Genomic DNA, 21,547 nt, shown 5'->3' with positions numbered 1-21,547 from the left:
GCTAGGGGAGGGCCTGGCGTGCGTGAGTTAGCCTCCCCGTCGGCCCCTCCCCCGACCTTTCTCGCAAGCGGGAGGGGAGCGCATGACCGAGGGTGACGGACTTCGCCGCACCGGCTAGTGCCGCCCGATGACCAATATCCTTCTCACCGGCGCCAGCCGCGGGATCGGTGCCGCCATTGCCGAATCGCTCTCGGGCGAAGGCCTCCGCCTCGTCGGACAGGGCACGCGCAGCGGCATTCCCGCCGACTTCACCGATCCCGCCGCGCCGCACGCGCTGTGGGACAAGGCGCTCGACGCGCTCGACGGGCGGGTCGACGTGTTGATCAACAATGCCGGCATCTTCGAAGCCACGCCGCTCGACCTCGATCACGACGATTGGGTCCATGGCTGGGAGAAGACGATGCGGGTCAATCTGACCGCATCGGCCGAATTGTGCCGTCTCGCGGTGCGCCACTGGCAGGCTGCGGGACATCCCGGCCGGATCGTCAACATCGCCAGCCGCGCGGCGTATCGCGGCGACAGCCCGGCGCACTGGCATTATGCCGCGTCCAAGGCCGGGATGGTCGGCATGACCAAGAGCATTGCCCGCGGCTATGCCGGCCAGGGTATCCTCGCCTTCGCGATCTGCCCGGGCTTCACCATGACCGGCATGGCCGAGGACTATCTGGCGAGTCGCGGCGGCGACAAATTGCTCGCCGACATTCCGCTCGGCCGGGTCGCCGATCCCGAGGAGGTCGCGAAGCTCGCCCGCTTCTGCGCGCTGGAGGCACCGCCTTCGATGACCGGCGCGGTGCTCGACATCAACGGGGCCAGCTATGTCCGTTGAGATCGACAGCTGGAAAGTGACCTTGCCGTGTACCCGCGCCGAAGCCGAGGCGATCGATGCCGGCGCGTTCGCGCTCGACGCGGTGCTGATGACCACCGAGGAGGTCGAGGACGACAAGGAGCGCTGGCGGCTCGACGCCTATATGGAGCACGAGCCCGATGCGGCGATGCTCGATGCATTGCGCGCGCTTGCGCCCAGCGCGGCGGGCGTCGCGCCGGCGATCGAGGCGCTGACCGCCGAGGACTGGGTGAAGATGAGCCAGGCAGGGCTCGAGCCGATCCATGAGGGACGCTTCGTCGTCCATACCAGCGCGCACCCGATCGAAGCGCCCGAGGGCGGCCGGGCGTTCCTGATCGACGCCGGCCGCGCCTTCGGCACCGGGCATCACGCGACGACCTCGGGATGCCTGCGGATGCTCGATTCGATGGCGGCGCGCGAATTCGCCAGCGTGATCGACGTGGGGACAGGCACCGGGCTGCTCGCCTTCGCCGCGGCGCATCTCTGGCCTGACGCGAAGATCGCCGCCACCGACATCGATCCCGCCGCGATCGACGTGACCCGTATCAACGCCGCCGACAATCATATCGAGGGACTTGAGCTGATTGTCGCCGACGGTGCGCTCAGCGATGCGATCGCCGCGCTGGCGCCCTATGATCTGGTGATCGCCAACATCCTTGCCGGGCCTTTGGTCTCGATGGCGCCCGAGCTTGCCGCGATCGCCGATGCGGGCGCGACGATCGTGCTGGCGGGGCTGCTGGAAACGCAGCGCGAGCAAGTGGTGGCGGCGTTTGCGGATTGCGGATGCGCATTGGCGGAAGTCGATCGTCGCGGCGACTGGACGATCCTGCGGCTGACCGCCGGCGAGACCCGCTACGTGCCCGCCTCGCCGCCCGACCCCAAGGGCCGGGACGGCTGGGCGCTGGATATTTAGCCTATAGTGCTCCTGCGAAAGCAGGAGCCCGGAGATCAGCCTTTCGACCGCGCATATTCCTGCGTGCCGCGGGTGATCACTTCGTCCTCGGGAAGGATCTCGGCGATCGGAATGTCGGGCTGCGGCAGGATTTCCTCGTAGAGCGGCGCGAAGTCGGTCTCGACCGTCACCCGCAGCAATTCGTCGAAGCTCGGGATGACGAAGTAATTCTGCTGGAAATCGTCGATCCGGTAATCGGTGCGCATCACGCGCCTGAGATCGAAGCCGATGCGGTTGGGGCTGGGATCCTCCAGTGCGAAGCGGCTCTCGGCCGAGCTCGACACGATCCCGGCGCCGTAGATGCGCAGGCCCTCGGCCTCCCGCACCAGCCCGAATTCGACCGTGTACCAATAGAGCCGGCCGAGCTGCTTGAGCGCGCCCAATTCCATCGCGCGGACACCGCCGCGGCCATAGGCCTCGAGATAATCGGCGAAGACCGGATCGGCGAGCATCGGCACATGGCCGAACACGTCGTGGAAGGCGTCGGGCTCCTGAAGATAATCGAGCTGGTCGGGGCGGCGGATGAAGTTGCCGGCGACGAAGCGGCGATTGGCCATATGGTCGAAAAAGACTTCGTCGGGGACGAGCCCGGGCACTGCGACGACCTGCCAGCCGGTGAGCTTCATCAGCCGCTCGGACAATTCCTCGAAATCGGGGATCCCCGATTCGGACAGGCGCAGCGCATCGAGCCCCTTGAGATAGGCTTCGGAGGCGCGGCCTGGCAGGAGCCTGGCCTGGCGATCGAACAGCGTGTCCCAGGTGGCATGTTCCTCGGCGGTGTACGCCTGCCAATTCTGCGGTATCGTCCAGTCGGACGACGCGCCTTCGGGGGGCCGCTCGAGTACGTGCGTATCCTTTGTCATCGGAACCGATATAGCATTGTCACAAATGATACGAAATGGCCTCGTGCGGTTGCTGCTGGGCCTCGCGGCAGTCGTTCTGTGCTACCTCGCCGCCGCCTTCCTGGGAAGCGCAGTCGCCGCGAATCGCGACTGGAAGCCGCCGGCGCAGGGCGTGACGATCTACGTGATCGACAACGGCATCCATACCGATCTGGTGCTGCCGGTATCGGCGGAAGGCGTCGACTGGGGCGACCTGATCCGGCCCGGGCATCTCGCCGATCCGAACCGGGCGGCCGCCAGTCATCTCGCCTTCGGCTGGGGCGATCGCGATTTCTATCTCAACACGCCGACCTGGTGGGACGTGAATCCGGTCCGGGTCGGGCGGGCGTTCGTCGGCGCCGGTGCGACGGTGGTCCATGTGTCGCACATCGCGGCGCCGCAGATCGGCCCGAATGCGCGGGCGATCGTGTTGCGTCCCGAGGAATATCGCCGGCTCGCGGGGTTCATCCGAAACACGTTCGGCGAAGGGCCGCCGGCACGGGGCTATGGCGCCGCCGACGCGTTCTACGTCGCACGCGGCAGCTACAACCTGTTCCGCACCTGCAATGCGTGGACCGGCGAGGCGCTGGCCGCGGCGGGGGTGCGGGTCGGCAAATGGACGCCTTTTCCTTCGGGAGTGATGCAATGGTTCTGAAACTGGCCGTCCCCGCTTCCGCCGAGGTTCCGCCGCCGCCGCTCGCTTTGCTTTCGGAATGGCCGCGCGCCGCCTGGGGACTCGGACGGCTGATCCGCGAGTGGAAGACGCTCGACGATGTGCCGCGCGGCGACGGACGCCCGGTGATATTGCTGCCGGGGCTGGTCAATTCGGACCGCTCGAATTTCGTGATGCGGCGTTATCTGAAGCGGCTCGGCTATCGCGCCGAGGGATGGGCGCTCGGCCGCAATCTCGGCGTGCGCGCGATCGGCCCCGAAGGCGAGCGGCTGATGGCGCGGATCGCGGCGCTCCACGCCGAGACCGGCGAGAAGGTCACGCTGATCGGCATCTCGCTCGGCGGGATCATGGCGCGGGTCGCGGCGCACCGGCACCCCGAGCATGTCCGCGAAGTGATCACGATCAGTTCGCCCTTTGCCGGGCCGCCGACCTCGACCAATGTCTGGCGCCCGTTCGAATGGCTGACCGGCGAGAAGATCGACGATCCGGCGCTTGCGGCGCGATTGGAAGAAGCGGCGCGACCGCTGCCGGTTCCCGCCACCGCGATCTGGAGCCGCAGCGACGGGCTGGTCAACGGACTGATCTGTCGCGAGCCCGAGGGTTCGGAAGGCCGCGCGATCGAGATCAGCAGCAGCCATTTATGGGTGCAGATGAAGCCCGAAGTGCTGCGCGCGGTGGCGCAGGTGTTGGGCGATCAGTCGGGATCGCCGGCGCGATAGCCGTCATAGGATTGGCAGGCGTCCGGATTCTTCCGGCATTCCTTCTCGCGCTTGCGGCGCTCCTTGCCCTCTCTGGCTTCCTTCTCGCGCATCTTCTTGCCGTAGTTGCGGTCGGATTCTTCCTGGCTGGTGGTGGTCCAGTCGACCGCCTGCGAGCCGGCCTTGACCGGCAGCGTCGCGACGTCCCACGCGGTCTTGGCGATGCAGCCGCCCGACAGCAAAGGCAGGGTGGCGATGATCGGAACGAGCAATTTGCGCATGAGTCTTACCTTCGATGGGCGGGCGAAGCCGAGGCCGACGCACGCGCTGATACAGCTATATAGGGGTAATCGCTGAACAAACCGTCCACGCCAAGTCCGATGAAATACGCGATTTCTTCGGCGAGCCGACCGTGTTCGGCGGGGCCGCCGGCGATGCGATAGGCCGGCAGCAGGAAGAAATTCTCGGCGCGGAAGGTCCAGGGATGGACCTTCAGGCCCGCGGCGTGCGCGTCGGCGACGAGCGTGGCAGGGGGCAGGAGCATCGCCCGTTCGGGGCCGATGCCGGTGGCATATTCGGCAATTCGCGCGAGTCCTGCGGGAGTCGCCATCGCCTTGTAGCTCGGCTCGGCGCCGTCGGCGGGGCCGCCGCTCGCGCTCATCAGCTGGATCAGCGGCACCTGCGTCATCGCCTTGAGCTGCTTCAGATTGGCGACTTCGAACGACTGGATGAACACCGGCGCGTCGGCGCGGTCCCAGCCCGCTTCGCGCAGCTTCGCCACCAGCCGTTCCTCGAGCGGCAGGCCGATCGAAGCGAAATAGCCCGGATGCTTGGTCTCCGGGTAGATGCCGATCGTCCGGCCGGTGTCGCGCGACGCCCGTTTCGCCAGCGCGATGATCTCGTCCAGCGTCGGAATTTCGGCCTGCCCGTCATAGCGGGTGTTGCCGGGGCGGAATTGGGGCAGGCGCTCCTTTGCGCGGAGCGTCTTGAGCTCGGCGAGGGTGAAATCCTCGGTGAACCAGCCGCGCACCGGCGCGCCGTCGATCTGCTTGCTGGTCTTGCGGCCGGCGAATTCGGGATGATCGGCGACGTCGGTGGTGCCCGAAATCTCGTTCTCGTGGCGCGCGACCAGCACGCCGTCTTTGGTCGGGACGAGATCAGGTTCGATGAAATCGGCGCCCTGATCGATCGCGCGCTGATAGGCGAGCAAGGTGTGCTCGGGGCGTTCGCCGCTGGCGCCGCGATGCGCGATGACGATGGGCGAAGCGGCCATGCCTCTCTCCTGCACGCCGGCACAGCCCTGCACCAGCAGCGAAGCCGCGATCGCCAGCGATCTTGCCACGAAACTTTTCACCGGCCAGGCGTTATCGGGCGGTTGTGACGGGAGCGAGGCGAAGCGTGGCGGAAAACGACAGGGTGTTGGCAGCCGCACGCGCCTGGGCCGGCGCGCCGATGGCGCTCGCCACGGTCGTCTCGACCTGGGGCTCGGCGCCGCGGCCGCGCGGCAGCCACATGCTGGTGCATGCCGATGGCCGGTTCGAGGGTTCGGTATCGGGCGGCTGCGTCGAGACCGACATCCTGGCGACTGCCGCCGAGGTGATCGCGGGCGCGCCGGCGGTGGTGAAAAACTACGGCGTCGCCGATGCCGCGGCGTGGGAAGTGGGGCTGCCGTGCGGCGGCGAGATCGCGGTGTTGGTGCAGCCGGTGTCCGCAGAGGGGTTTTCCCCGCACTTGTTCGAGGCGATCGAAGCCGCGCGGGCAGAAGGCGCCGCCTTTGACGTGGCGACCGATCTCGAAACCGGCCGGAGCGCTCCGGGCTCGGCGGGCGCGTTCGTCAATCGCTACGATCCGCCACGGCGGCTGCTGATCGTCGGCGCGGTGCAGATCGCCCAGCATCTCGCCGGACTGGCGCGCGAACTCGGCATGGCCACCTATGTGATCGATCCACGGGGACGATTCCTCACCGAGGCGCGTTTCCCGGGCGTGATTCTCGACGACCGCTGGCCCGACGAGGCGATAACCGCTTTGCGCCCCGATCCCGCCACCGCATTGGTGACGCTCAGCCACGATCCGAAGATCGACGATGCGGCACTGCTCGCCGCGCTCGCTTGTCGCACCGGCTATGTCGCGGCGCTGGGATCGCGCAAAAGCCATGCGGCGCGGCTCGAACGGCTGGCTGCGGCGGGTGCCGCCCCGGACGCGCTGGCGCGGATCGAGGGCCCCGCCGGAATGCATATCGGCGCGATCGGACCGGCCGAGATCGCGCTTTCGATCGCGGCTTCGATGGTGAGGAGTTTTCATGCTGACGCCTGAACGTACTGCACTGATCCTGCTCGCGGCGGGGCGTTCGCGCCGCTTCGACGGCGACAAGCTCGCCGAGCCGTTCCTCGACAAGCCGCTGGCCTATCATGTCGTGACCGCGCTGGAGAATGTGCCGTTTCTGACGCGGATCGCGGTGGTGTCGGACACCAGCCTCGACTTCGCGGCGCTGGGATACCGCGTCGAGGAGAATCCCGATCCGTCGCTGGGGCAGGCGCGCTCGCTATGCCATGGCGTGACGATCGCGCGGGAGGCCGGCGCCGAGGCAGTCCTGGTCGCTTTGGCCGACATGCCGCGAGTGACCGCCACCCATGTCTATCGGATGTTCGACGCCGCCGACGGCGCAGGCACGATCGTCGCGTCGAGCGACGGGGTGCAGCCACGGCCGCCGGCATTGTTCGGACGCGACCTGTTCGACGATCTGCTCGATCTCAAGGGCGACGAAGGCGCACGCGAGCTGATCAAGCGCGGGCATCATGTTGTGACCAGCCCGGCGGAGCTGGTCGATGTCGACACCCGCGCCGATCTCGAGGAATTGCGCCAGCTCTACGGGCTGGAGACCGACGGGAAGTAGCCGCACAATCCTCCCCCGCTGAGCGAGGGAGGATTCTGGTCTCTATTCATGTCTCAGCGCGTCAATCGGATTGAGGCTCGCCGCGCGCTGGGCGGGAAAATAGCCGAACACCACCCCGATCAGCGCCGAGATCATGAACGCGATGAAATTGATCTGCGGCTCGAACATCCATTCGACCCGCATGAGCGGCGCGAGGCCGAGCACGACGAGCTGCGCGACCAGCAGCCCGACCAGCCCGCCCAGGCAGGACAGCACTACCGCTTCCATCAGGAACTGCATCAGCACTTCGCTCGCCACCGCGCCGATCGCGAGGCGGATGCCGATCTCGCGGGTCCGTTCGGTCACCGAGACCAGCATGATGTTCATGATGCCGATGCCGCCGACGACGAGGCTGATCGCCGCCACTGCGGTGACGATCTGGGTCAACAGGGTGGTGATCCCGGTCAGCGCCGCGCTGATCTGGGCAGTGTCGAAGATGTTGAAATCGTCTTCCTTGCCCCCAGTGATCCGGCGCCGCTCGCGCAGCACCTGCTTGATCGATTCCTGGACCTGGGTCCCGTCATAGGCCGGATCGACTCCGACCAGCATCAGCCGGATCTCGCGATTGCCGGTGAAGCGGCGCTGGACCTGCTTGATCGGCATGATGATCACATCGTCCTGGTCGCCGAACCCGCCCTGGCCGCGCGTCGACAGCGTGCCGATCACGTCGCACGAAATCCCGTTGACCCGCAGCCGTTCGCCCACTGCCTCGCCGCCGCGAAACAGGTTGGTGCGGATCGTGTTGCCGATGATGCAGACGCCCTTGCCGGCCTGTTCCTCGGCACGGGTGAAGGTGCGGCCCGAAGCAAGCGGCCATGGCTGGACCTGAAAGAAGGCGTTGGTGGTGCCGTTGATCGTGGTCGACCAATTGGCGCCCTGATAGATCACCGTCGCGGTCGACTGGGCCTGCGGCGCGACTGCGGTCACCCCGGCCACTTGCCGGGCCACTGCCTCGACATCGGCTTCCTCGAAATCGGGGGGGCGCGGGCCGCCGCCGCCGCGGCCAAAGCCTTGGCCGGGGCGGATCTGGAGCACGTTGGTGCCGAGGCTGGCGACCTGCGCCTGCGCCGCCTTGGTGGTGGCATTGCCCAGCGTCACCATCGCCACCACTGCGGCGACGCCGATGATGATCCCCAGCGTCGTCAGGAACGAGCGCAGCTTGTGCCGGAAGATCGAGCGGATCGCGAGGATGAAGGTCGTGCCGAACATCTAGCGTTGCGTCCCTGGCGGCATTCGAACCACCGTTCGTGTCGAGCGAAGTCGAGACACATTGCTTCTCGACTTCGCTCGAAGCGAACGGGAGACGGATCCGCTGTCGTTTCTCACGCCACCACCTCGCCTTGCGCATGGTTCTCGACGCGCTCGACCAGCCCGTCCTTGAAATGGATGATCGTCCGCGCGAACGCGGCCATGTCGGGCTCGTGGGTGACCATCAGCACGGTGATCCCGCTGGTCTGGTTGAGTTCGGTGAGGAACTGCATGATCTCGATCGAGCGCTCCGAATCGAGATTGCCGGTGGGTTCGTCGGCAAGGAGCACGTCGGGATTGGTGACGATCGCGCGGGCGATCGCGACACGCTGCTGCTGGCCGCCCGAAAGCTCGGCCGGCGTATGGTCCCACCATTGCTTGAGCCCGACCTTGTCGAGCGCCGCCATCGCCGCCTCGCGCCGTGATCTCTTGGGATCGCCGCGATAGAGCAGGGGCAATTCGACATTCTCGAGCGCCGTGGTGCGCGCGAGGAGATTGAAGCCCTGGAACACGAAACCGAGATATTTCCGCCGCAGCAAGGCGCGCTCGTCGCGCTTGAGCTTCTCGACATGCACGCCCTTGAACAGGAACTCGCCGCCCGAAGGCACGTCGAGGCAGCCGAGGATATTCATCGTGGTCGACTTGCCCGAACCCGACGGGCCCATCACCGCGACGAAATCGCCGGCAGTGATGTCGATGTCGATGCCTTTCAGCGCCTGGAACGCGGTCGGCCCCTCGCCATAGACCTTGGTGACGCCGCGCATCCGGATGATCGGGGAATCACTGGCCGCCACGCTGGCCTCCCGAGCCGCCGCCCTGCGCGCCGCCGCCCTGGCCGCCACCCTGACGCCGCTGGCCGCCGCCCTGGCGGCGCTGGCCGGTGCTGCCGCTGGCGAGCTGGCCGGTGATCACTTTCATCCCGGGCTTGAGATCGCCGCCGGTGATCTCGGTGACGGTGCCGTTGGTATCGCCGATCGTGACCTGCACGGCCTTGGGCAGATTATCCTCGCCGAGGATGTAGACGGTCTGGCCCGCGCCGCGGCTGACCGTCGCCGCTTTCTCCGCCTGACCGCGGCGTCTGCGCGGTGGCGCGAGCGCCCCGGTGATTCCGCCCGAACTGCTCGCCGCCGGAGCGCCGTCGCTCGGCCGGAAGCGCAAAGCCGCATTGGGAACGAGCAGCACGTTGGGCTTGGCCTTGGTGATGATCTCGGCGGTCGCGGTCATGCCGGGGCGGAGCTGCTGGTCGGCATTGGCGACGCTGAGCGTCGCGGCATAGGACACGACCTGCGACTGGGTGGTGGTGCTGCTGGTCGTCGTGGTCGACTGAGCCGACAGGTTCGAGCCGAGATCGACGCGGGTGATCGTCGCCGGGAAGGTCTTGCCCGGGAAGGCATCGACCGTGAAGCTGGCGAGCTGGCCGTTCTTGACCGAGCCGACATCGGCTTCGTCGATCGCGACCTGCAACTCCATCGCCGACAGGTCCTCGGCGATCACGAACAAGGTGGGCGTGTTGAACGAAGCGGCGACGGTCTGGCCGGCATCGATCTGACGCGCCAGCACCACGCCGTTCACCGGCGACCGGATCACTGCCTTGTAGCGCCGCGTCTCGTTCGAAGAGAGCGCCGCGCGCGCCGCCACGACATTGGCCTGGGCGGCGGCGAGCGCGGCATTGGCGCGCTGCACTGCCGCGCGGGCCTGTTCCATCTCGACCTTGGCGGGCACCCGCCCGCCCGAAAGCCGGCTAACTTCCTCGAGCCGCGAAAGCTGTGCGCGCGATTCGGCGACGGTCGCCTGGGCCTGCGCGACCTGCGCCTGCTGGGCATTGAGCTGGGCACGGCCCTGGGTGATGTCGTCGTCGAGCTGCGACGTGTCGAGCACGGCGAGCGGCTGGCCCTTCACGACGCGGTCGTTGACGTCGACGGTGACCGTCTCGACCAGCCCCGAAAGCTCCGAGCCGACCTGGACCTGATTGGTCGGAGCGAGCTTGCCCGTCGCCGACACGGAGACCGTCAGATTGCCGCGCTCGACTTCGTCGGTGGAATATTCGGTGGCGGTCGCGCCGCCGAAGACGCAGCGCGAGAGCAGCAATGCGCCGAGGATCACCACCACGCCGATGATGATCCACTTCAGCCAGCGCCGCCACCACGGCCGCGCCGGCGTGCCGAGGAACTCGTCGAGATTCTTGTTGGGATCAGTTGCCATCCGCGGTGCCGCCTGTGGTCGAGGCCCGCGCCGGGGCCGTGGGAGTGACATTGCTGTCCCAGCCGCCGCCGAGCGACAGATAGAGCTGGATCAGCGCGGTCGATTGGTCGGATTGCGCGCTCACCAGCCCGTTGCGGGCGGAGAGCAACTGGCTCTCCGCCTGGTTGAGCGTGGTGAAATCGGTGAGGCCCGAGCGATATTGCATCCGCGCGAGCAGCGCCTGATTGTCCGCCGCCTCGAGCGCGATGCGGAACTCGGCTTCGCGCCGCTGCGCCGCCTGCAGCGCGACGACGGCATTCTCGATATCCTCGAGCCCGGTGAGCACGGTCTGCTTGTACGAGAGGAATGCGCCGTCCGCCGCCGCCTGCGCCGAACGGACCTGGCTGCGGGTGCGGCCGGCGTCGAAGATGGTCTGGGCGATGTTGCCGAACAGCCGTCCGGTGATCACGTCGAAGATCGAGCTGAGCGCGCTGCTGCCCGCATCGATGCTGCCGCCGATCGACAGTGAGGGATAGAGCCGCGCCTCGGCGACGCCGATCTGCGCGGTCGCCGAGGCGAGGTTGCGTTCGGCGGCGCGGATGTCCGGGCGCTGACGCAGCGCCTCGGCCGGAATGCCGGCGGCGACTTGCGCGGGGCCGCGCGGGATCGGCTTGACGGCCTCGAGTTCGACCTTGAGCGCGCCGGGCGCCTGCCCGGTGAGCACGCCGAGCCGCGAGACGAAGCCGTTGTAATTCGCTTCGAGGCTGGGGATCGTCGCTGCGGTCTGCGCGCGTTGCGCCCGCGCTTGCTCCTGATCGATCGTCGAGACGAGGCCCGCCTGCACGCGCCATTGCGCGATCTGGAGATTGTCGTCCTGCAGCGCCAGCGAATTGCGCGCATTGGCGAGCTGTGCCTGCGCCGCGCGGGCGAGGACATAGTTGCGCGCGGTCTCCGCCTCGATCGAGATCAAGACCGCGGCATAATCGAAGCCCGAGGCTTCATAGCCGGCACGCGCCGATTCGACGCCGCGGCGGACGCCGCCGAACAGGTCGACCTGATAGCTCGCGTCGGCGCCGAGCGAGAAGCTGTTGCGGCCGCCGGTCGAGAAGGACGTGACGCTGCCGTCGGGCAAGGTGGTGGTCGTGGTGCCGCCGCGAAGCGATTCGCTGCGCGACGCGCCGGCCGAGGCGCTGACGCTCGGCAACAGCGATGCGCGCTGCTGGACCAAAGACTCGCGCGCCTGCCGCAGCCGGGTCACCGCCTGCGCCACGTCGAGGTTCGACGCCTGGGCGCGCTGGACCAGCGATGCGAGCTGCGGATCGTCGAATTTCTCCCACCAGCGCGTCATGTCCTCGCGGGCGCGTTGGTCTGCCGGCACCGACCAGGCGTCGGGCACGCCGAGCTCGGGTGCGGTGCGCGGGCGATAGTCCGGCCCCGCGGCGCAGGCGGCGAGCGGCAGTGCGAGGAGGAGCGTCAGGGCGATCGGGCGTCTGGCCATGGGTGGCAAGATGGCTGGCGAGGGCGATCGGTTCCACCGAAAATATGTCGCAGTTTGTCGCACTCCTTGAAAAACTGGAGCTCGGAGCGGTGCCGTAACGGATTCTGCCGCTTGCGTGCCGGCGCCGGTTGGGGACAAGGGGCACGAGCACAAGGAGCGGATTCACGATGAGCGACAGCCTGTACCCCGTATCCGAGGAATGGGCGCGCCGCGCGCGGATCGATGCTGCCGGCTATGAGAAGCTGTACGGGCGCAGCCTCGCCGATCCGGGCAGCTTCTGGCTCGAACAGGCGAAGCGGCTCGACTGGATCCGCCGCCCCGAGCTCGCCGGCGACTGGTCGTTCGACGAAGAGGATTTCCACATCAGCTGGTTCGCCGACGGCAAGCTGAACGTCGCCGCCAATTGCGTCGACCGGCATCTGGCGAGCCGCGGCGGCGCGACCGCGATACTCTGGGAGCCCGACGAGCCCGGCGAGGAGCCGCGGCGCTACACCTATCTCCAGCTCTATGACGAGGTCTGCCGCTTCGCCAATGTGCTCAAGGCCGAAGGCGTCCGGAAGGGCGACCGCGTCACCATCTACATGCCGATGATTCCCGAGGCGGCGTTCGCCCTGCTCGCCTGCGCGCGGATCGGCGCGGTGCATTCGGTGGTGTTCGGCGGCTTCTCGCCCGAGGCGCTGGCGGGGCGGATCACCGATTGCGACAGCGCCTTCTGCATCACCGCCGACGAGGGACGTCGCGGCGGCAAGCGCGTGCCGCTCAAGGCCAATGTCGATGCGGCGGCGAGGCATGCGCCGGTGCTCGAAAAGGTGATCGTGGTGCGCGCGACCGGCGGCGACGTGGCGATGCAGCCGGGCCGCGACGTCTGGTATCACGAGGCCGCGGCGAACGTCTCCACGGATTGCCTCGCCGAGCCGATGGCCGCCGAGGATCCCTTGTTCATCCTCTACACCTCGGGCTCGACCGGCAAGCCCAAGGGCGTGCTCCACACCAGCGCGGGCTATCTGCTCTGGGCCAGCTACACCCACGAGCTCGTCTTCGATTACCGGCCGGGGCAGGTCTATTGGTGCGCCGCCGATATCGGCTGGGTCACCGGGCACAGCTATATCGTCTACGGCCCACTCGCGAACGGCGGCACCACGCTGATGTTCGAGGGCGTGCCCAACTGGCCCGATGCCTCGCGGATCTGGCAGGTCGCCGACCGCCATCAGGTCGAGATCCTCTACACCGCGCCGACCGCGCTGCGCGCGCTGATGCGCGAGGGCGACGATTATGTGACGCAGACGTCGCGCAAGTCGCTCAGGCTGCTCGGCACGGTCGGCGAGCCGATCAACCCCGAAGCGTGGCGCTGGTACCACGAGGTGGTCGGCGAGGGGCGCTGCCCGATCGTCGATACGTGGTGGCAGACCGAGACCGGCGGGCAGATGATCAGCCCGCTGCCCGGCGCGACTGCGCTCAAGCCGGGTTCGGCGACCTTGCCGCTCCCCGGAGTCGATCCGCAGATCGTCGATGCCGAGGGCAATGTCCTGCACGGGGCCACCGAGGGCAATCTGTGCATCGCGCGCAGCTGGCCGGGGCAGATGCGCAGCGTCTGGGGCGATCATGCGCGCTTCTTCCAGACCTATTTCACCACCTATAAAGGCAAGTATTTCACCGGCGACGGCTGCCGCCGGGACGAAGACGGCTATTACTGGATCACCGGCCGGGTCGACGACGTGATCAACGTCTCGGGGCATCGCATGGGCACCGCCGAGGTCGAGAGCGCATTGGTGCTCCACCCCAAGGTCGCCGAGGCGGCGGTGGTCGGCATGCCGCACGACATCAAGGGGCAGGGCATCTACGCCTATGTCACGCTCAATGCCGGCGAGACCGCGTCCGACGGCCTGCGCGACGAACTGTGCAAATGGGTGCGCCAGGAGATCGGCCCGATCGCCACCCCCGATGCGCTCCAGTTCGCCCCCGGACTGCCCAAGACGCGCTCGGGCAAGATCATGCGGCGGATCCTTCGGAAAATCGCCGAGGGCGACGTGACGTCGCTCGGGGACACCAGCACGCTCGCCGATCCTTCGGTGGTCGACGATCTGGTGGCCAACCGGGTGGGATGAAGCCGCTCCCTCCCTGAAAGGGAGGGGGAATATGGCTTTCATTTGCCCGTTGCACCCGCCCCGACCCGGCGATACACTAAGATAATACACTGGGTTACGGGGAATTCCTTCATGAAGATCAAGGCTTTGGCGCGCCTCGCTGCGGGCGTCGCGCTGGTGGTGGCGACGGCGCCGGCATTCACGCAGTCGACCTCGGGCGGCGCGCGATACGGCGCGTTCGGCGTCGATCTCACCGCGCAAAAGGCCGGAGTGAAGCCGGGCGACGATTTCTGGACCTTCGCCAATGGCGGCTGGAACGAGCGCACCGAGATCGCCGCCGATCGCGCCGCGGCGGGCTATGGCACGCTGCTCACGGTCGAGGCCGAGGCCAATGTCCGCGCTATCCTCGACGATATGGCGAAGAACCCCGCGGCCTATGGCGCCACCGGCAAGCAGGTCGGCGATTTCTACGCCAGCTGGATGGACGAGGCGGGGATAGAGGCGCGCGGCACCGCGCCGCTCAAGCCCTATCTCGGCAGGATCGCCGCAGTGAACGACCTCGCCGGGCTGCAGACCTTGTTCGCGAGCACCGGCTATGCCTCGCCGGTCGAACTGGGGGTGATCCCCGATCTCGCCGATCCGACCCGCTACACCGCGGTCGCCGGCCAGGGCGGCCTCGGCATGCCGCGCGATTATTATCTGCTCGACGGCGACAAATATGTCGCGTTCCGCACCGCCTATCGCGCCTATGTCCAGAAGATCCAGGAACTGGCCGGCATCTCCGACGCCAGCGCCAAGGCGGACGCGATCGTCGCGCTCGAAACCGCGATGGCGAAGCAGCAATGGTCGCCCGAGCAGAGCCGCGACATCGCCAAGCTCAACGATCCCCAGCCGCTTTCGGGGCTCGAAGCCAAGGCGCCCGAGTTCGATTGGGCATTGATGCTCAAGACCGCGGGTCTCGATTCGTCGCCGACGGTGCTGATGACCCAGAACACCGCGATCGCCGCGATGGGCAAGATCCTCGTCGCGACGCCGCTCCAGACGTGGAAGGATTATCTGGCCTATCGCTTCGTCAGCGATCACGCCCAGTTCCTGCCCAAGGCGTTCGACGATACCCGGTTCGACTTTTATTCGAAGACGCTGAACGGCGTGCAAATCCAGCGCGATCGCTGGAAGCGCGGGGTGCAGCAGACCAATGGCGCGCTCGGCGAGGCGGTCGGCGCGATCTACGTCGCCAGATATTATCCGCCCGCGGCCGCGAAGCAGATGGGGGAGCTGATCGAGAATCTCCGCGCCGCCTATCAGGAACGGATCGCCGGCTCGACCTGGATGGACGATGCCACGCGCAAGGCCGCCCTCGCCAAATTGGCGGCGTTCGAGCCGCGCATCGGGCACCCCGACAAATATATCGATTATGCCGCATTCAAGGTCGAGCGCGGCGACGTGCTCGGCAATGCGATTCGCTCGGGCGAGTTCCAGCACCAGCTCGAGCTTCAGCGTTTCCCCAAGCCGGTCGATCGCTCGCTGTGGAACATGACCCCGCAGACGGTGAACGCCTATTACAACCCGCTGGCCAACCAGATCACCTTCCCCGCCGCGATCCTGCAGCCGCCTTATTTCGATCCGAACGCCGATCCGGCGGTCAATTACGGCGCGATCGGCGCGATCATCGGCCACGAGATGGGGCATGGCTTCGACGATCAGGGCAGCATGTTCGGCCCGACCGGCAAGTTCGAGAATTGGTGGACCGACGCCGCCAAGAAGGGCTTCAAGGATCGCACCGCCGCGCTCGCCGCACAATATAATGCGTTCGAGCCGATTCCCGGCACCAAGATCAATGGCGCGCTGACCTTGGGCGAGAATATCGGCGATCTCGGCGGGGTCGAGGCGGCCTATGCCGCGTATCAGAAATACCAGGCCAAGCACGGCAAGGCGAAGGTGATCGGCGGACTGACCGGCGATCAGCGCTTCTTCCTGTCCTATGCCCAGGCGTGGCAGGCCAAGGTGCGCGAGGGCGCCCAGCGCCAGCAATTGCTCACCGATCCGCACTCGCCGGCGATGTTCCGGGTCAACGGCATCGTCCGCAACGTCGATGCCTGGTATGCCGCGTTCGACATCAAGCCGGGCGACGCGCTCTATCTGCCACCCGACCAGCGCGTGCACATCTGGTAAGCGCTGCCTTTTGGAAATGAGGATCGCCCCGACAGCAATGTCGGGGCGATTTCCTTACGGTTGCAATTCGTGCAACCGGCCTCCGGAAACATTGCATTTGCGGGAAACCCCGCTGCGACCCAAATGCGTCCTATGCTGCATTGCAGCACAGACTTTCATAAGGGTATTACGATGTTTTCGCTGATCGCGCTGTATCTCTCGCACCGCCGCAACGCGCGCGCCGCCTGAGCCGACCTGCCAGTCGGAAAAAACGGGGAGCGGCGACGCTCCCCTTTTTTGTGCCTGGGGTGCGTACTCAATAGGCCATACCCGTCATCCCGGATGTTAGACTTTCCCGGAAAACCGCAGGTTCTACGCTGGAAAGTCTTACAGTCCGGGATCCACCTCACCGCTGGATGCCTGCCGCACGGTGGATCCCGGACAGCTCGATTTTCTATTCAAATCAGAGATTTGAAGAAAATCGGCTTCCGGGATGACGGTAGTTGAGGCCAGTCCTAGCCCGTGGCAGTCCGCGGAAAGTGCGGCACGTCCGGGTTCGAGCGGATCCACGACAGCCGCTCCCCGGTCCAGATCTCCTTCTCGGGCGGGAACAGCTCGGGATCGTCGAGCGTCGCCGTGGTCACGTCGAACAGCCCCGGCCGGCTGGCGCGGCGATAGGTGAGGGTGCTTCCGCACTTCGCGCAGAACCCCCATTCGACTCCCGGCGAAGTTTCGTGGACCGCCAGTTCTCCCGCGACGATCGCCACATTGTCCTCGGGAAAGATCGCCCAGGCGAGCGTCGGCGCGCCGGTCATCCGGCGGCAGTCGCTGCAATGGCAATGCGTGGTGGCGGCGGGCGCGCCGGCGACGCGGTAACGCACCGCGCCGCACCGGCAGCCGCCTTCTGCGGTGCGCTCCATGCTAGGTGACTCCATGCATCCACTTCTTGAGTGGCCAGCTGAGCAGCAGCAGGAGCACGCCCAGCCCGATCGCCCACCAGGCGATCAGCGTGAACACATGGACATAGACGTCGAGGCTGACCTTGAGGTTGGTCACCTGCCCGCCGACGGTGTCGACGCTGGCGACCTGGGCGATCATCCCGGCGACATATTGCGCCACCGAGATCGACAGGAACCACACCCCCATCATCATGCCGACGATGCGTGCGATCGACAGCTTGGTGATCATGCTGAGGCCCACCGGCGAGATGCAGAGCTCGGCGAAGCTGTGCACGAAGTACAGCCCGGCGAGCCACCAGATCCCGACCTGGAACCCGGCATCGGCGAAGCTGGCGCCCCAGACGAGCAGCAGGAAGCCCACCGCAACGCCGATCAGCGCGATGCCGAACTTGACCGGGATCGAAGGCTCGAGCCCGCGTTTCGCCAGCGACGTCCACAGGATCGACATGAACGGCGCGAGCAGCACGATGAACGCGGCGTTGAAGAACTGGGTCTGCGGGGCGGTGATGCTGAACAGTCCGAATACCGACAGATCGGTGTTGCGATCGGCGAACAGCGTCAGCGAAGAGCCAGCCTGCTCGAACAGGGTCCAGAACACGACGTTGAACACGATCAATGTCATCGCGGCGAGCATCATCTGGAATTCCGCGCGGCTCCCCGCGACGAATGACCAGATCAGGATGCCGGGCACCGAAATCAGGAAAGTGCCGAACAGGAACTTGCCCATGATCGGCAGCGACGCGACATAGCCGATGATCCCCGATCCGGGCGCCGGCTCGACCGAATTCATCAGATTGACGTAGAGGAAATAGAAGACCGGGACGATCAGCAGCGCGCCGGCATAGATGAACCATTGCTGGCGCTCGACCTCGGGTCGTGCGGGCGGCTCGCCAAAGCCGGCGAGCGTGTTGCCGTTGAACTGGATCAGCGCCCACGAAACCATCATGCCGATCGCGGCGAGCCCGAAGCCCGCCCACCAGCCGAACACCACTGCGAGCAACGGACACAGGATCTGCGAGAAGAGCGATCCGATGTTGATCCCCATGTAGAAGATCGTGAAGCCGGCGTCGCGTCGGCGGTCGCCGGGTTCGTAGAGCTCGCCGACCATCGTCGAGATGTTGGGCTTGAAGAAGCCGTTGCCGGTCGAGACCATCGACAGGCCGATCAGCATCACCATCACGTAGAAGGGGCTGCGGTCTGCGTCCGATTCGAACCCGCCCTTGGCGATCTTGCGCACCGGCGCGCCATTCTCGAGCAGATCGACAGTGCCATCGTCATTGCCCTTGATCTCGAGTTTGCGCGCGCCATCGACGACGTAGCGGATTTCGCGCTCGCCCACCTTCTCGATCGACACTTCGTAGCGCTGGCCGTCGATGCTTGCGTGCGGCTGCGCGGTCGGCCCGCCGAAGCACAGGATCAGATAGCCGAGCGACATCACGATCGCGCCGAACTTCACGGCGCGCTTCGAGCCGAGGAACTGATCGGCGAGATAGCCGCCGACCAAAGGGGTCAGGTAGACGAGCGCGGTGAACCCGCCATAGATCCCGGTCGCCTGCCGGTCGCCGAACATGAAATGCTGGGTGAGATAGAGCGTGAGCAGCGCGCGCATGCCGTAAAAGCCGAAGCGTTCCCACATCTCGGTGGTGAACATCCGGGCGAGCTGGCGCGGGTGGCCGAACCAGGTCTTCTCCGCGGCGGGATTGACGTGGCTGATATCGGGTTCTGCCGGGCTATCGGCGGTTGGGGTTTCGACCATGCGGGAGGTAGACCTTTTATAGTTCGGTTTCCGGGGCTTGGCCCGGCGCATGGGCGGTCAACCTAGAGCGAATGGCGCGGGTGTAAAGCGGCAGGCCGGTCCTGCCCTTCGGCGACCGCCGGAGGCTTGCAATATAGGACTTCGTCTGCTTGCCTGTGCGGGCGGCAACCGGCCGCTCTTTGATCTTGTCGACAGCTCCCGCGAAATTGCGGCTCGCGAAAGAGAATTGCGCAATCGATCGCGTTTCCGTGAATTTAGTCAATTTAGTCTCGGTAGAAGCCCGGCGCGTGCCGCGTGCAAAGCCGAGCTTGGCGCGTGCGGATTCGCTCCCTAGATCGCAGCCATGACCTTCAACGATCGCGCCACGCCGCTCAGCCTTCTCAAGACCCGCCGCTCGGGCAAGCCGCGCGACATGGCGCCGCCGGGGCCGAGCCCGGCGCAATTGCGCGAGATGGTGGCGATCGCGGCGCGGACCCCCGATCACGGCAAGCTCGCGCCGTGGCGCTTCGTGATCGTGCCCGACGACGCACGTGGGGCGCTCGCCGAAAAGCTGGTCGCGATCCAGCGCGCCGAGAAACCCGATTGCAATGCGCGCGACGAGGAAGCGACGGTGCAGTTCGTGACCCAGGCGCCGGCTTTGGTCGTGGTGCTTTCTGCGCCGGTGATCCCGCACAAGATTCCGCTCTGGGAGCAGGAATTGTCGGCGGGGGCGGCGTGCATGAACCTGCTCCACGCGGCGCATGCGATGGGGTTCGTCGGCAGCTGGCTGACCGGCTGGGCGGCCTATTCGGACGCGGTGCGCGATCTGTTCGGCGCAGCACCGCAGCGGATCGCCGGGTTCGTCTTCATCGGCACGCCCGGGCGCGATCTCGAAGAGCGGCCGCGGGGCGAACTGTCCGAAATCGTACACGAATGGAATCCGGGGTATGGACCCGATCGCTAATTGGTGTATTAAGGCAGCATGACAGCGCTCGAGCACGAAGACTCACCGGTGTATCTCAAGCTGCGCGCCACCATCGCCGCGGCGATCCTGCGCGGCGAATATCGCGCGGGGGACCAACTGCCGTCGGTGCGCGCGCTCGCCGCCGAGCACGGTGCCAATCCGCTGACCGTCGCCAAGGCCTATCAGAGCTTTCAGGACGACGATTATGTCGAGGTCCGGCGCGGGGTCGGCATGTTCGTGCTGCCCGGCGCGGTCGAGCGGCTGCGCCTCGCCGAGCGCGAGCGCTTCCTCACCGGCCATTGGCCGCGGGTGCGCGAGCATATCGCCTTGCTCGGGCTCGACCTGAACGAGCTTCTCGATCGCGAGATCGCCTGAGATCAGCTTCTGCTTCGTCATCCCCGCGAAAGCGTGGACCCCTCCTGGACCGTCCCCCTAACGCACGGGTGCGTTCTGCTGCGCGCTTGGGAGGTGGGCCCCCGCCTTCGCGGGGGGTGACGATAGAGAGTGGTCAGCCCGCCTTGGCGCTGGGCGTATTGACCCCCATCGACTGCAGATACTTCCGCACGTTGCGCGCCGCCTGCCGCAGGCGCTGCTCGTTCTCGACCATCGCGATGCGGACATAGCCCTCGCCATTCTCGCCGTAACCCACCCCGGGCGCGACCGCGACCTTGGCGTGGCTGAGCAATTGCTTGGAGAATTCGAGGCTGCCGAGATGCGCAAGCGCCGGCGGCAAGGGTGCCCAGGCGAACATCGAGGCGCGCGGGGAGGGGATGTCCCAGCCGGCGCGGCCGAAGCTCTCGACCAGTACGTCGCGGCGCTTGTGATAGAGCTGGCGGTTCTTCTCGACGATGTCCTGCGGGCCGTTCAATGCGGCGCATGCGGCCGCCTGCACCGGGGTGAAGGCGCCGTAATCGAGATACGACTTCACCCGCGTCATCGCCGCGATGAGATCCTTGTTGCCCACCGCGAAACCGATCCGCCAGCCGGCCATCGAATAGGTCTTGCTGAGCGAGGTGAATTCGATCGCGACATCCTTGGCGCCCTTGACCTGCAGGATCGAGACGGTCGGATTGCCGTCATAATAGAGCTCGGAATAGGCAAGATCGGAAATGATCCACACCTTGTTCTCGCGCGCCCAGGCGACCAGCCGCTCGTAGAATGCAAGGTCGACGGTCTCGGCGGTCGGGTTCGACGGATAATTGACCACGAGGATCGACGGGCGCGGCACGGTGAAATTCATCGCGCGCTCGAGGCTCTCGAAATAATGTTCGTCGGGCGTGGTCGGCACCGCGCGGATCGTCGCGCCGGCGATGATGAAGCCGAAGGTGTGGATCGGATAGCTCGGATTGGGCGCGAGGATCACGTCGCCCGGCGCGGTGATCGCGGTGGCGAGGCTGGCGAGCCCCTCCTTCGATCCCATGGTCACCACGACTTCGGTTTCGGGATCGACCTCGACTCCGAAGCGGCGGCCATAATAATTGGCCTGGGCGCGGCGGAGTCCCGGAATGCCCTTGGACTGCGAATAGCCGTGGGCGTCGGGCTTCGACGCGACTTCGCAGAGCTTTTCGATCACATGCGCCGGCGGCGGCAGATCGGGATTGCCCATGCCGAGATCGATGATGTCCTCGCCCGCCGCGCGCGCCGCTGCCCGCATGCCGTTGACCTCGGCGATGACGTAAGGCGGCAGCCGCTTGATGCGGTAGAACTCTTCGGACATTTCCACTTCTCGCTCGTGTTGGAGGCGGCA

Annotated in this window: 20 protein-coding genes; 10 read left to right on the top strand and 10 right to left on the bottom strand. The window is 66.5% G+C overall.

Annotated elements, in window-relative coordinates; translation table 11 throughout:
- The first annotated feature begins 127 nt into the window (after positions 1-127).
- Both Q9Q95_RS02450 and Q9Q95_RS02445 read left to right on the top strand, forming a co-directional pair.
- Entirely contained in the window at positions 128-826 is a 699-nt protein-coding gene (locus tag Q9Q95_RS02450; RefSeq protein ID WP_306093471.1) for an SDR family NAD(P)-dependent oxidoreductase, read from the top strand.
- Positions 816-1,757, top strand: a complete 942-nt coding sequence (locus Q9Q95_RS02445; protein WP_306093470.1) for a 50S ribosomal protein L11 methyltransferase — start codon at positions 816-818, stop codon at positions 1,755-1,757. The genes Q9Q95_RS02450 and Q9Q95_RS02445 overlap by 11 nt, the downstream gene beginning before the upstream one ends.
- Positions 1,758-1,792: 35 nt before the next feature.
- Here Q9Q95_RS02445 and phhA read toward each other — a convergent pair whose 3' ends face one another.
- Positions 1,793-2,659, bottom strand: a complete 867-nt coding sequence (phhA, locus tag Q9Q95_RS02440; protein WP_306093469.1) for a phenylalanine 4-monooxygenase — start codon at positions 2,657-2,659, stop codon at positions 1,793-1,795.
- A gap of 43 nt (positions 2,660-2,702) precedes the next feature.
- Between phhA and Q9Q95_RS02435 the strand changes: the two genes are divergently transcribed.
- Together Q9Q95_RS02435 and Q9Q95_RS02430 are read left to right on the top strand one after the other, a co-directional pair.
- Positions 2,703-3,332, top strand: coding sequence for a TIGR02117 family protein (locus Q9Q95_RS02435; RefSeq protein ID WP_306093468.1), 630 nt, complete (start codon positions 2,703-2,705; stop codon positions 3,330-3,332).
- On the top strand, positions 3,323-4,069 hold the full coding sequence (locus Q9Q95_RS02430; protein ID WP_306093467.1) for a triacylglycerol lipase: 747 nt from the start codon (positions 3,323-3,325) through the stop codon (positions 4,067-4,069). The genes Q9Q95_RS02435 and Q9Q95_RS02430 overlap by 10 nt, the downstream gene beginning before the upstream one ends.
- Here Q9Q95_RS02430 and Q9Q95_RS02425 read toward each other — a convergent pair.
- Together Q9Q95_RS02425 and Q9Q95_RS02420 are read right to left on the bottom strand one after the other, a co-directional pair.
- The gene (locus Q9Q95_RS02425) at positions 4,045-4,329 is read right to left on the bottom strand and encodes a hypothetical protein (protein WP_306093466.1); all 285 of its coding nucleotides are present in this window, start codon (positions 4,327-4,329) and stop codon (positions 4,045-4,047) included. The genes Q9Q95_RS02430 and Q9Q95_RS02425 overlap by 25 nt on opposite strands.
- Before the next feature lie 5 nt (positions 4,330-4,334).
- Positions 4,335-5,321: a glycerophosphodiester phosphodiesterase gene (locus tag Q9Q95_RS02420; protein WP_306093465.1), complete on the bottom strand. Its 987-nt coding sequence runs from the start codon at positions 5,319-5,321 to the stop codon at positions 4,335-4,337.
- Between the two features lie 125 nt (positions 5,322-5,446).
- Between Q9Q95_RS02420 and Q9Q95_RS02415 the strand changes: the two genes are divergently transcribed.
- Both Q9Q95_RS02415 and Q9Q95_RS02410 read left to right on the top strand, forming a co-directional pair.
- Positions 5,447-6,361, top strand: coding sequence for an XdhC family protein (locus Q9Q95_RS02415; protein WP_306093464.1), 915 nt, complete (start codon positions 5,447-5,449; stop codon positions 6,359-6,361).
- Complete coding sequence (locus tag Q9Q95_RS02410; protein WP_306093463.1) at positions 6,348-6,941, top strand: nucleotidyltransferase family protein; 594 nt, start codon at positions 6,348-6,350, stop codon at positions 6,939-6,941. The genes Q9Q95_RS02415 and Q9Q95_RS02410 overlap by 14 nt, the downstream gene beginning before the upstream one ends.
- Before the next feature lie 42 nt (positions 6,942-6,983).
- Here the strand turns inward: Q9Q95_RS02410 and Q9Q95_RS02405 are convergent, their stop codons facing one another.
- The 4 genes from Q9Q95_RS02405 to Q9Q95_RS02390 all read right to left on the bottom strand — a co-directional run bounded on the left by Q9Q95_RS02405 (position 6,984) and on the right by Q9Q95_RS02390 (position 11,907).
- Positions 6,984-8,189: an ABC transporter permease gene (locus tag Q9Q95_RS02405; protein ID WP_306093462.1), complete on the bottom strand. Its 1,206-nt coding sequence runs from the start codon at positions 8,187-8,189 to the stop codon at positions 6,984-6,986.
- A 113-nt stretch (positions 8,190-8,302) separates the two neighbouring features.
- Positions 8,303-8,992 (bottom strand): ABC transporter ATP-binding protein, encoded by a 690-nt coding sequence (locus Q9Q95_RS02400; protein ID WP_306093639.1) that lies wholly within the window; start codon positions 8,990-8,992, stop codon positions 8,303-8,305.
- Positions 8,993-9,008: 16 nt separating this feature from the next.
- Positions 9,009-10,430, bottom strand: coding sequence for an efflux RND transporter periplasmic adaptor subunit (locus Q9Q95_RS02395; RefSeq protein ID WP_306093461.1), 1,422 nt, complete (start codon positions 10,428-10,430; stop codon positions 9,009-9,011).
- Positions 10,420-11,907, bottom strand: coding sequence for an efflux transporter outer membrane subunit (locus Q9Q95_RS02390; protein ID WP_306093460.1), 1,488 nt, complete (start codon positions 11,905-11,907; stop codon positions 10,420-10,422). The genes Q9Q95_RS02395 and Q9Q95_RS02390 overlap by 11 nt, the downstream gene beginning before the upstream one ends.
- A 167-nt stretch (positions 11,908-12,074) precedes the next feature.
- Here Q9Q95_RS02390 and acs point away from each other — a divergent pair, with 167 nt between their 5' ends.
- Together acs and Q9Q95_RS02380 are read left to right on the top strand one after the other, a co-directional pair.
- On the top strand, positions 12,075-14,012 hold the full coding sequence (gene acs / locus Q9Q95_RS02385; protein ID WP_306093459.1) for an acetate--CoA ligase: 1,938 nt from the start codon (positions 12,075-12,077) through the stop codon (positions 14,010-14,012).
- 111 nt (positions 14,013-14,123) lie between these two features.
- Positions 14,124-16,163 carry a M13 family metallopeptidase gene (locus Q9Q95_RS02380; protein ID WP_306093458.1) on the top strand — a complete coding sequence of 680 codons (2,040 nt, stop codon included), beginning with the start codon at positions 14,124-14,126 and terminating at the stop codon, positions 16,161-16,163.
- A gap of 494 nt (positions 16,164-16,657) precedes the next feature.
- Here the strand turns inward: Q9Q95_RS02380 and Q9Q95_RS02375 are convergent, their stop codons facing one another.
- Both Q9Q95_RS02375 and Q9Q95_RS02370 read right to left on the bottom strand, forming a co-directional pair.
- Entirely contained in the window at positions 16,658-17,062 is a 405-nt protein-coding gene (locus tag Q9Q95_RS02375; protein ID WP_306093457.1) for a GFA family protein, read from the bottom strand.
- Position 17,063: 1 nt separating this feature from the next.
- The gene (locus tag Q9Q95_RS02370) at positions 17,064-18,857 is read right to left on the bottom strand and encodes a peptide MFS transporter (RefSeq protein ID WP_306093456.1); all 1,794 of its coding nucleotides are present in this window, start codon (positions 18,855-18,857) and stop codon (positions 17,064-17,066) included.
- 343 nt (positions 18,858-19,200) lie between these two features.
- Between Q9Q95_RS02370 and Q9Q95_RS02365 the strand changes: the two genes are divergently transcribed.
- On the top strand, positions 19,201-19,800 hold the full coding sequence (locus Q9Q95_RS02365) for a nitroreductase (RefSeq protein ID WP_306093455.1): 600 nt from the start codon (positions 19,201-19,203) through the stop codon (positions 19,798-19,800).
- A gap of 18 nt (positions 19,801-19,818) precedes the next feature.
- Entirely contained in the window at positions 19,819-20,175 is a 357-nt protein-coding gene (locus Q9Q95_RS02360) for a GntR family transcriptional regulator (protein WP_306093454.1), read from the top strand.
- Positions 20,176-20,308: 133 nt separating this feature from the next.
- On the opposite strand, the gene Q9Q95_RS02355 is transcribed toward Q9Q95_RS02360, so the two are convergent.
- Entirely contained in the window at positions 20,309-21,517 is a 1,209-nt protein-coding gene (locus tag Q9Q95_RS02355; RefSeq protein ID WP_306093453.1) for an LL-diaminopimelate aminotransferase, read from the bottom strand.
- Positions 21,518-21,547: the final 30 nt, after the last annotated feature.

It is taken from the genome of Sphingomonas sp. DG1-23, assembly GCF_030730875.1.
Classification (GTDB): Bacteria; Pseudomonadota; Alphaproteobacteria; order Sphingomonadales; family Sphingomonadaceae; genus Sphingomonas.
Note: the sequence above shows the minus strand (reverse complement) of the source record. Positions and strands in the feature narration are given on the sequence as shown.

Coding starts and splice junctions, on each gene's coding strand:
- Q9Q95_RS02405 (WP_306093462.1), bottom strand. CDS start 8,189: ATGTTCGGCACGACCTTCATCCTCGCGATCCGCTCGATCTTCCGGCAC.
- Q9Q95_RS02420 (WP_306093465.1), bottom strand. CDS start 5,321: ATGGCCGCTTCGCCCATCGTCATCGCGCATCGCGGCGCCAGCGGCGAA.
- Q9Q95_RS02375 (WP_306093457.1), bottom strand. CDS start 17,062: ATGGAGCGCACCGCAGAAGGCGGCTGCCGGTGCGGCGCGGTGCGTTAC.
- Q9Q95_RS02400 (WP_306093639.1), bottom strand. CDS start 8,992: ATGCGCGGCGTCACCAAGGTCTATGGCGAGGGGCCGACCGCGTTCCAG.
- Q9Q95_RS02360 (WP_306093454.1), top strand. CDS start 19,819: ATGACAGCGCTCGAGCACGAAGACTCACCGGTGTATCTCAAGCTGCGC.
- Q9Q95_RS02355 (WP_306093453.1), bottom strand. CDS start 21,517: ATGTCCGAAGAGTTCTACCGCATCAAGCGGCTGCCGCCTTACGTCATC.
- Q9Q95_RS02445 (WP_306093470.1), top strand. CDS start 816: ATGTCCGTTGAGATCGACAGCTGGAAAGTGACCTTGCCGTGTACCCGC.
- Q9Q95_RS02390 (WP_306093460.1), bottom strand. CDS start 11,907: ATGGCCAGACGCCCGATCGCCCTGACGCTCCTCCTCGCACTGCCGCTC.
- acs (WP_306093459.1), top strand. CDS start 12,075: ATGAGCGACAGCCTGTACCCCGTATCCGAGGAATGGGCGCGCCGCGCG.
- Q9Q95_RS02370 (WP_306093456.1), bottom strand. CDS start 18,857: ATGGTCGAAACCCCAACCGCCGATAGCCCGGCAGAACCCGATATCAGC.
- Q9Q95_RS02395 (WP_306093461.1), bottom strand. CDS start 10,430: ATGGCAACTGATCCCAACAAGAATCTCGACGAGTTCCTCGGCACGCCG.
- Q9Q95_RS02380 (WP_306093458.1), top strand. CDS start 14,124: ATGAAGATCAAGGCTTTGGCGCGCCTCGCTGCGGGCGTCGCGCTGGTG.
- phhA (WP_306093469.1), bottom strand. CDS start 2,659: ATGACAAAGGATACGCACGTACTCGAGCGGCCCCCCGAAGGCGCGTCG.
- Q9Q95_RS02410 (WP_306093463.1), top strand. CDS start 6,348: ATGCTGACGCCTGAACGTACTGCACTGATCCTGCTCGCGGCGGGGCGT.
- Q9Q95_RS02430 (WP_306093467.1), top strand. CDS start 3,323: ATGGTTCTGAAACTGGCCGTCCCCGCTTCCGCCGAGGTTCCGCCGCCG.
- Q9Q95_RS02450 (WP_306093471.1), top strand. CDS start 128: ATGACCAATATCCTTCTCACCGGCGCCAGCCGCGGGATCGGTGCCGCC.
- Q9Q95_RS02365 (WP_306093455.1), top strand. CDS start 19,201: ATGACCTTCAACGATCGCGCCACGCCGCTCAGCCTTCTCAAGACCCGC.
- Q9Q95_RS02425 (WP_306093466.1), bottom strand. CDS start 4,329: ATGCGCAAATTGCTCGTTCCGATCATCGCCACCCTGCCTTTGCTGTCG.